This is a genomic window from Paraburkholderia sp. DHOC27, from assembly GCF_003429005.1.
Classification (GTDB): domain Bacteria; phylum Pseudomonadota; class Gammaproteobacteria; order Burkholderiales; family Burkholderiaceae; genus Paraburkholderia.
Map to the genome: position 1 here is coordinate 1,471,101 of NZ_QVQV01000001.1, position 7,030 is coordinate 1,478,130.

A 7,030-nucleotide genomic window follows, 5' to 3' on the forward strand; every position below is an offset into this window, starting at 1 on the left:
AGTCATTGAAATGAGCGACACGATCACCACCAAGCCGGCCCACGCGGCCCAGCCGCAGCAGTCGCAGCAGTCATCGCAACACGCTGCGCCGCCGCAGCCGCCGTCGCAACCGGACGCGCCCAGATCCGGCAAGCGGAAACTGTTTCTGCTGTTGCTGGCCGCAGCCATCGTCGTATCCGCTGGCGCCTATGGATCGTACTACTACACAACGGGACGCTTCCACGAATCGACGGACGACGCCTACGTCAACGGCAATCTCGTGCAGTTGACCCCGCAGGTGACCGGCACCGTGGATGCGGTCAACGCGGACGATACGCAGATCGTCAAGAAGGGCGACCCGGTGGTCACGCTCGATGGCGCCGACGCACGCATCGCGCTCCTGAATGCGGAAGCGACGCTCGGTCAGACGGTGCGCAAGGTGAGCGGCCTGTATGTGAACAACGATTTCTACGCCGCCAATGTCGCGCAGCGCGAGTCCGATCTCGCCCGCGCAATGGACGACCTCAAACGCCGCGAGACGATTGCGCAAACCGGCGCGGTGTCGGGCGAAGACGTTTCGCACGCACGCGATGCGGTCAGCTCCGCCCAGGCCGCGCTCGATGCCGCCCGTCAGCAGGCCGAAGCCAATCACGCGTTGACCGACCGCACGACAATCGAACAGCATCCAGACGTGCAGGCCGCCGCATCGAAAGTACGCGATGCCTATCTCAGCTACGCGCGCAACACCTTGCCCGCGCCTGTTACGGGCTACGTGGCGCAGCGTTCGGTGCAGGTGGGCCAGCGCGTCGCGCCGGGCACGCCGCTCATGGCAATCGTGCCGCTCGACGGCGTGTGGGTGGATGCGAACTTCAAGGAAGTCCAGCTGAAGCATATGCGCATTGGTCAGCCCGTCACGTTGACCGCGGACGTGTACGGCTCGAGCGTCAAGTATCACGGCAAGGTGGAGGGCTTTTCCGCGGGCACGGGCGCCGCGTTCGCGGTATTGCCCGCGCAAAACGCCACCGGCAACTGGATCAAGGTGGTGCAGCGCCTGCCGGTACGTGTGTACCTCGACCCGCAGGAACTCGCGGCGCACCCGTTGCGGATTGGTCTCTCGATGCAGGTAGACGTCACCACGCATGACGAGTCCGGCACGCAACTGGCCGCCGCCGTGAACACCACGTATCACACCGACGTCTTCGCCCAATACGGCGCCGCCGCCGACGCCGAAATCGCGCAGATCATCGCGCAAAACATGCCCGTCTCGCGCACGGCCGCAACCGCCGCGGTGCAGAAAACGGCCGCCGTGCATCGCAATCCGGCTCGCTCGGCTGGTTGAGCTAACACGCGCAACGTTTTTTATCCAATTAGCTGATAGGTCAGATAGCAAGCGCATTTGCATCTGACCGCGTCTACAGACGGGTGATGAAATGAATAACTCGACGAGCCCCGCTGCGCTCGCGCCGCTCACCGGCGGCAAGCTGGTGCTGGCGACTCTCGCCGTGGCATTGGCCACGTTTATGAACGTGCTGGACTCTTCCATTGCGAACGTGGCGGTGCCGACCATTGCCGGCAATCTTGGCGTTTCGGTGGATGAGGGCACGTGGGTGATCACGTTGTTCTCGGCGGCCAACGCCATTGCGATTCCGCTGACGGGGTGGCTCACGCAACGCGTGGGTCAGATCAAGCTGTTCGTGTGGGCGATTTTGTTGTTCGTGTTGTCGTCGTGGGCGTGCGGCGTCGCGCCGAACCTGACGGTGCTGCTTGCTGCGCGGATTGTGCAGGGCGCGGTGGCCGGTCCGTTGATTCCGCTCTCGCAGGCCATCTTGCTCGGCTCGTATCCGAAGGAAAAAAGCTCGACCGCGCTGGCGTTGTGGGCGATGACGGCGACGGTGGGTCCGATTGCGGGCCCCGCGCTCGGCGGCTGGATCACGGATAGCTATTCGTGGTCGTGGATTTTCTTCATCAACATACCGGTCGGCATCTTTGCCGCTGGCGTGACGTGGGCGCTGTATCGTCACCGCGAAACGCCGACTAAACGCCTGCCGATCGACAAGGTGGGGTTGCTTTCGCTGATCGCGTGGGTTGCGTCGTTGCAGGTCATGCTCGACAAGGGCAAGGACCTCGACTGGTTCAATTCGCCCGTAATCGTCGCACTCACCGTGTTCGCGCTCATCAGCTTCGTGTTCTTCCTGATCTGGGAGCTGACCGAGAAGAACCCCATCGTCAATCTGCGTCTCTTTGCTGGCCGCAATTTTCTGGGCGGGACAGTGGCGATTTCGGTCGCGTATGGCGTGTTCTTTTCGAACCTCGTGCTGCTGCCACAGTGGATGCAGGAGTTTCTCAACTATCGCGCCGTGGATGCCGGGCTCGTCACCGCGCCGCTCGGTATCTTTGCGGTGATCCTCGCGCCGGTGATGGCGAAGATCATGCCGAAGTCCGATGCCCGCGTGCTGGCGACGCTTGCGTTCCTCGGCTTCGCCGGGGTGTTCTTCATGCGCTCGCTCTACACCACCGGCGTCGACACCTGGACCCTCGTGCTGCCGACGCTGTTGCAAGGCATTCCGACCGCGCTGTTCTTCGTGCCGTTGACCGCCATCATTCTGTCCGGGCAGCCGGGCGACAAGATTCCCGCAGCGGCCGGTCTGTCGAATTTCGTGCGCGTGTTTGCGGGTGGAGTGGGCACGTCGCTCGCCAGCACGGGCTGGAATGACCGCACGATCCTGCATCACGCGCGTCTTGCCGAGCAGACCAGCGTGGAAAATCCACTGTTCTCCGGGGCGCTCACCGCGCTGCACCACACGCTGGGCGGCGGCAATGGGAAGGCGCTGGCGTTCTTCGAGAACTCGCTCAACAGCCAGGCCGCGATGCTGGGACTCAATGATATTTTCTGGCTGTCGGCCGTAATCTTCGTGCTGATTGTGCCGTTGATCTGGGTGACCAAGCCGGAGAAGGGCAAGGTCGACCCCGCTGCCGCAGGTGGGCACTAAGGTGAATGCAGAGCGTCGGGCCGTAGGGTTCGACGCTCGATGTCACGTACGACGCCAAGCCGCCGGATACGACAACGCCCCGCGAGACATCCAGTAAGGATGCCTGGCGGGGCGTTTCCGGTTCATGCAACGGGGAGGCGTACCGCGTCCCCGCTAACCGGCTGCTGCTTTAGAACTTGTGACGGATACCGACACGGACAGCCAACTGCGTGGATGCGCCAGCAACTGGCAGATAGCTGCTCGTGCTCACACCGATCTGCGATTGCAGGTCAGCATTCTTCGCCGTCTTGCCCGATGCGTCCTGGTAGATACCGAGCAGGTACACGTCGGTGCGCTTGCTCAGCGCGTAGTCGACGCTGGCGTCGACCTGGTTCCAGTGACCGTTCGTCAGATCCTTGGCCTGCATGTACGTGTAGCCCAGTGCGCCCGTCAATGCCGGCGTGATGGCGTACTTGGCGCCCGCTTCATAGGCGTTGAACTCCGTCATGTGACCCGTGATCTGATCGATGTTCGTATGGGTCCACAGGGCCCACATCGTAGCCGCGCCGATCGAGTACTTGGCGCCAACACCGGTCGTTGCCAGATCCTTTGCCGTACCCGTGATCGCTGCGTTAGCCAGCGTCGTCGAGAACGTCGGCGATGCCGAACCCGGGAAGCGGATGTCCGTGTACGCTGCGGCGATACCCAGCGGGCCGTTGTTGTATTGCAGGCCGAAGCTGTATGCCGACGACGAACCGGTCGTGCCCGGCGCGCCTGCGAACGAGCCAGCCTGGTTCGAGAAGCCATACATGGCACCGAACGTCAGACCGTAGAAGTTCGCGCTGTTGAACTTGATCGAGTTGTTGATACGGCTCGACGTCAACTGGTCGATATCGTTGATGTGATAGCCGTAGTTACCAGCAACCGTCTGGCCACCGTTCGCGTACGAACCGCCCAGATAGTCGGTCGAGAACGAGTACTGACGACCGAGCGTCAGGGAGCCGATGCCGTCCTTCGTCAGACCGACGAAAGCTTGACGGCCGAACAGATCGCCGCCTTGACCTGCTGCGCCCGTACCCGAGTTAAAGCCGTTTTCCAACGTGAAGATTGCCTTCAGGCCGCCACCGAGATCTTCGGAGCCGCGCAGACCCCAACGGCTACCTTGAGCAACACCGTCGCCATACTGGTACAGGCTTTGTGCCTTGGCGTTGGCGTGATTCACATACGTGAAACCTGCATCGATCAACCCGTACAACGTCACGCTGCTTTGTGCGTGAGCAACACCGGCAAAGCCGGCCAGAATAGCGGTGGTCAAAACTTTCTTGTTCAAGAGATTCTCCGATGAAATATAGGCAATCGCGCGCTTGGCTCTAACGGCTGGTCGAGCGATGGCCCGCAATGTAAGGGACGCAAGGGTAATGAATGTGACAGTTCAAAATTCACGGCAATCTGTCGTATGAATGCGACATTGCAACGCCGAGGTTGCGCAAAGTGGCGATGGCGTGCTGCTCATTTGCACAGGAAATTGCGTGCGCTTAGCAGGAAGCGGGGGTGACAAACCCAAATAGTGTTGAAGGCGCGCTGAACGAGCGTTGAAGCGGCGGTGAACGGCCGCAATGGCCGTGGACCCGTTGAATGGGAAATGGCTGAAAATCGCCGTAGTGGATTTTTTGCGTTCGAACGGGATTCGGCCGAATAAAGCCGTGTTTATGGTGGACGGAAACGTTTGCGCGCTTTAAAGCGTGGTTTTAAAGCGCGCTTTCGAACGCGGCCCAAAAGCTGGGATTGGCGAGGAGTTGTGCTCTTTAAGCCGCTTTCGTGCGCTGCTTTGGGCGCTGTTTTAGCGAGCTTTGCTGGTGACCTGGTGAGCTTTCTCGATGATCTTCGACTTGCGGTCTTAGCGGCGGCAATCATCTGCGAGCGTTAAAGCGCCGTCGAGTGGGCTCTGAGGCAGAGCGACGGACGGATTTTTCTGGCGCGCAATGTGGTCGAGATCGCAGACCACACGGGCTTTTCCGAAGACGTCTTTCGAGTGGTGCGTGGCCGGCGGCCGATGTCGCGACCCGTCCGTACCGATCGTCTATGCGGTCACATATTCCCGAAAAAATCTGATCATATTAAAAAACGACAAATCGAGAAAGTAATTGGGAATCCGAATCTAAGACCAATAACTTCCGGCCGCGATGATGAAACGTAAATTTAACTGGATTTTACATTTCCTGACATTTTCAAAGACTCAAGATCACCGTTAAGTGTGATTCCGTACAGTTCGTTAATGCCGCGCACGCATATCTTCAATTCAGATGTTAATGAAGTGCGATGAGTCCCATTTAGACGGACCGTGAGCAGGAACGAGGCGCGGCGAGTCGATTCTATCCAGCTCTATCAATGAGCTGATCAAAACGCGGCAAGGCAATTGCCGGGTGGGGGAGACACGAAATAAATCGTGCGCCATCGTGAAGATTTAAACGATCGAAACGTGGAACTCGAACGGCTGTTTAAAGCTGATTAGAACGCATGATAAGGGGTACATAATGACGAGGCATAAAAATACTTTACGCGGGCTTATGGTTCGCAGAATGGCGATTGCGGCTGCCGTAACGTTGTATGCAGGGGTGGCGAGTGCGCAGCCCGATTCAAACACGGCGCAAACCGAACTGATGTTTGCGCAGAATCCTACCCAGGACTGTCCGGAGACAGCCACCCATGGTTGCCGCAACGAGGTGAGCGGCGGCACACCCGGCACGGCCGGCAACGCCCAGGCGAATGCGCTGGCGGGCAGCGTGCTCGGATCGCATGGCGTCGGCACGATGCCGAGCGGCGCGAACGGCCAGGGTTCGGGTAGCACGGGCGCGGGTGCAGCAGGTGCGGGCGGCACGGGTGGCAGCGGTTCCGGTTCCAGCGGTTCCGGTTCTTCAGGCAGCGGTGGCAAGGGTACCGGCGGAGCTGGCTCTGGGTCTGCTGCGGGCGGCGGTTCGGGTGCTGGTGCTGGCGCTGGCGCCGGAGGAACAGGGAGCGGTGCGGCAGGCAGCAGTGGTTCAGGGAGCGGCGGAGCAGGAAACGGTTCGACCGGCGGCGGCTCGGGCACAGGTGGGTCTGGTTCGGGTGGCGCAGGGGGGACTGGCGCAGGGGGGACTGGTGGTGCTGGGGCAGGTGGTGGCACCGGCGGTAACGGTGGTGGTGCAGGTACAGGCGGCACGGGTGGGACAGGTGGAGCTGGCGCCGGTGCTGGCGGAGCTGGAGCTGGCGGTACGGGTGGAGCGGGTGCTGGTGGGACTGGCGCCGGCGGCACAGGCGGAACGGGTGCTGGTGGGACTGGCGCAGGTGGCACAGGTGGAACGGGTGCTGGTGGAACAGGCGCTGGTGGCACTGGTGGCACTGGTGGAACGGGTGCTGGTGGAACCGGCGCGGGCGGCACCGGTGGAACTGGTGCTGGCGGGACAGGCTCTGGAGGCACTGGTACTGGCACTGGCACTGGCGGTTCGGGTTCAGGTTCTGGCAGCGGCCACGGAGGCGGTAGCGGCCACGGCGGCGGGGGCAGTGGCTCCGGCAGTGGCAGTGGTGGCACCGGCGGTAGTGGTTCCGGTAATGGCGGTGGCAGTGGCCCCGGAGGCGGTAGCGGATCAGGCGGCGGTAGTGGTCCCGGAGGCGGTAGTGGCCCCGGCGGCAGCGGTCCTGGAAATGGTGGCGGCAGCGGCCACGGCGGCGGCAGTGGTCCCGGAGGCGGTAGCGGATCAGGCGGCGGTAGTGGTCCCGGAGGCGGTAGTGGCCCCGGCGGCAGCGGTCCTGGAAATGGTGGTGGCAGTGGCCCCGGCGGTAGCGGCCCTGGCAACGGTGGCGGCAGCGGCCACGGCGGCGGCAGTGGTCCCGGAGGCGGTAGCGGATCAGGCGGTGGCAGTGGTCCCGGAGGCGGTAGTGGTCCCGGCGGCAGTGGTCCCGGCAATGGTGGTGGCAGTGGCCCTGGCGGTAGCGGTCCTGGCAATGGCGGCGGCAGCGGCCACGGCGGCGGTAGTGGCCCCGGAGGCGGCAGCGGATCAGGCGGTGGTAGTGGCCCCGGCGGCAGCGGTCCCGGCAATGGTGGT

Annotated in this window: 4 protein-coding genes; 3 read left to right on the forward strand and 1 reads right to left on the reverse strand. The window is 62.4% G+C overall.

From position 1 onward, the window contains the following. The first annotated feature begins 10 nt into the window (after positions 1–10). Together D0B32_RS06455 and D0B32_RS06460 are read left to right on the forward strand one after the other, a co-directional pair. A complete protein-coding gene (locus D0B32_RS06455; RefSeq protein ID WP_117332861.1) occupies positions 11–1,318 on the forward strand; it encodes an HlyD family efflux transporter periplasmic adaptor subunit in 1,308 nt (435 codons plus the stop codon). A gap of 91 nt (positions 1,319–1,409) precedes the next feature. Further along, a complete protein-coding gene (locus tag D0B32_RS06460) occupies positions 1,410–2,969 on the forward strand; it encodes a DHA2 family efflux MFS transporter permease subunit (protein ID WP_117332863.1) in 1,560 nt (519 codons plus the stop codon). 169 nt (positions 2,970–3,138) lie between these two features. Here the strand turns inward: D0B32_RS06460 and D0B32_RS06465 are convergent, their stop codons facing one another. Then, on the reverse strand, positions 3,139–4,278 hold the full coding sequence (locus D0B32_RS06465) for a porin (RefSeq protein ID WP_117332865.1): 1,140 nt from the start codon (positions 4,276–4,278) through the stop codon (positions 3,139–3,141). 1,649 nt (positions 4,279–5,927) lie between these two features. Between D0B32_RS06465 and D0B32_RS32460 the strand changes: the two genes are divergently transcribed. Then, positions 5,928–7,030, forward strand: a 1,103-nt coding sequence (locus D0B32_RS32460; RefSeq protein WP_220444907.1) for a hypothetical protein, incomplete at its 3' end; no start/stop codon positions are given.

What these genes read in the sequence shown, in the direction of transcription:
- D0B32_RS06460 (WP_117332863.1), top strand. Translation starts at nt 1,410, where the DNA reads ATGAATAACTCGACGAGCCCCGCTGCGCTCGCGCCGCTCACCGGCGGC.
- D0B32_RS06455 (WP_117332861.1), top strand. Translation starts at nt 11, where the DNA reads ATGAGCGACACGATCACCACCAAGCCGGCCCACGCGGCCCAGCCGCAG.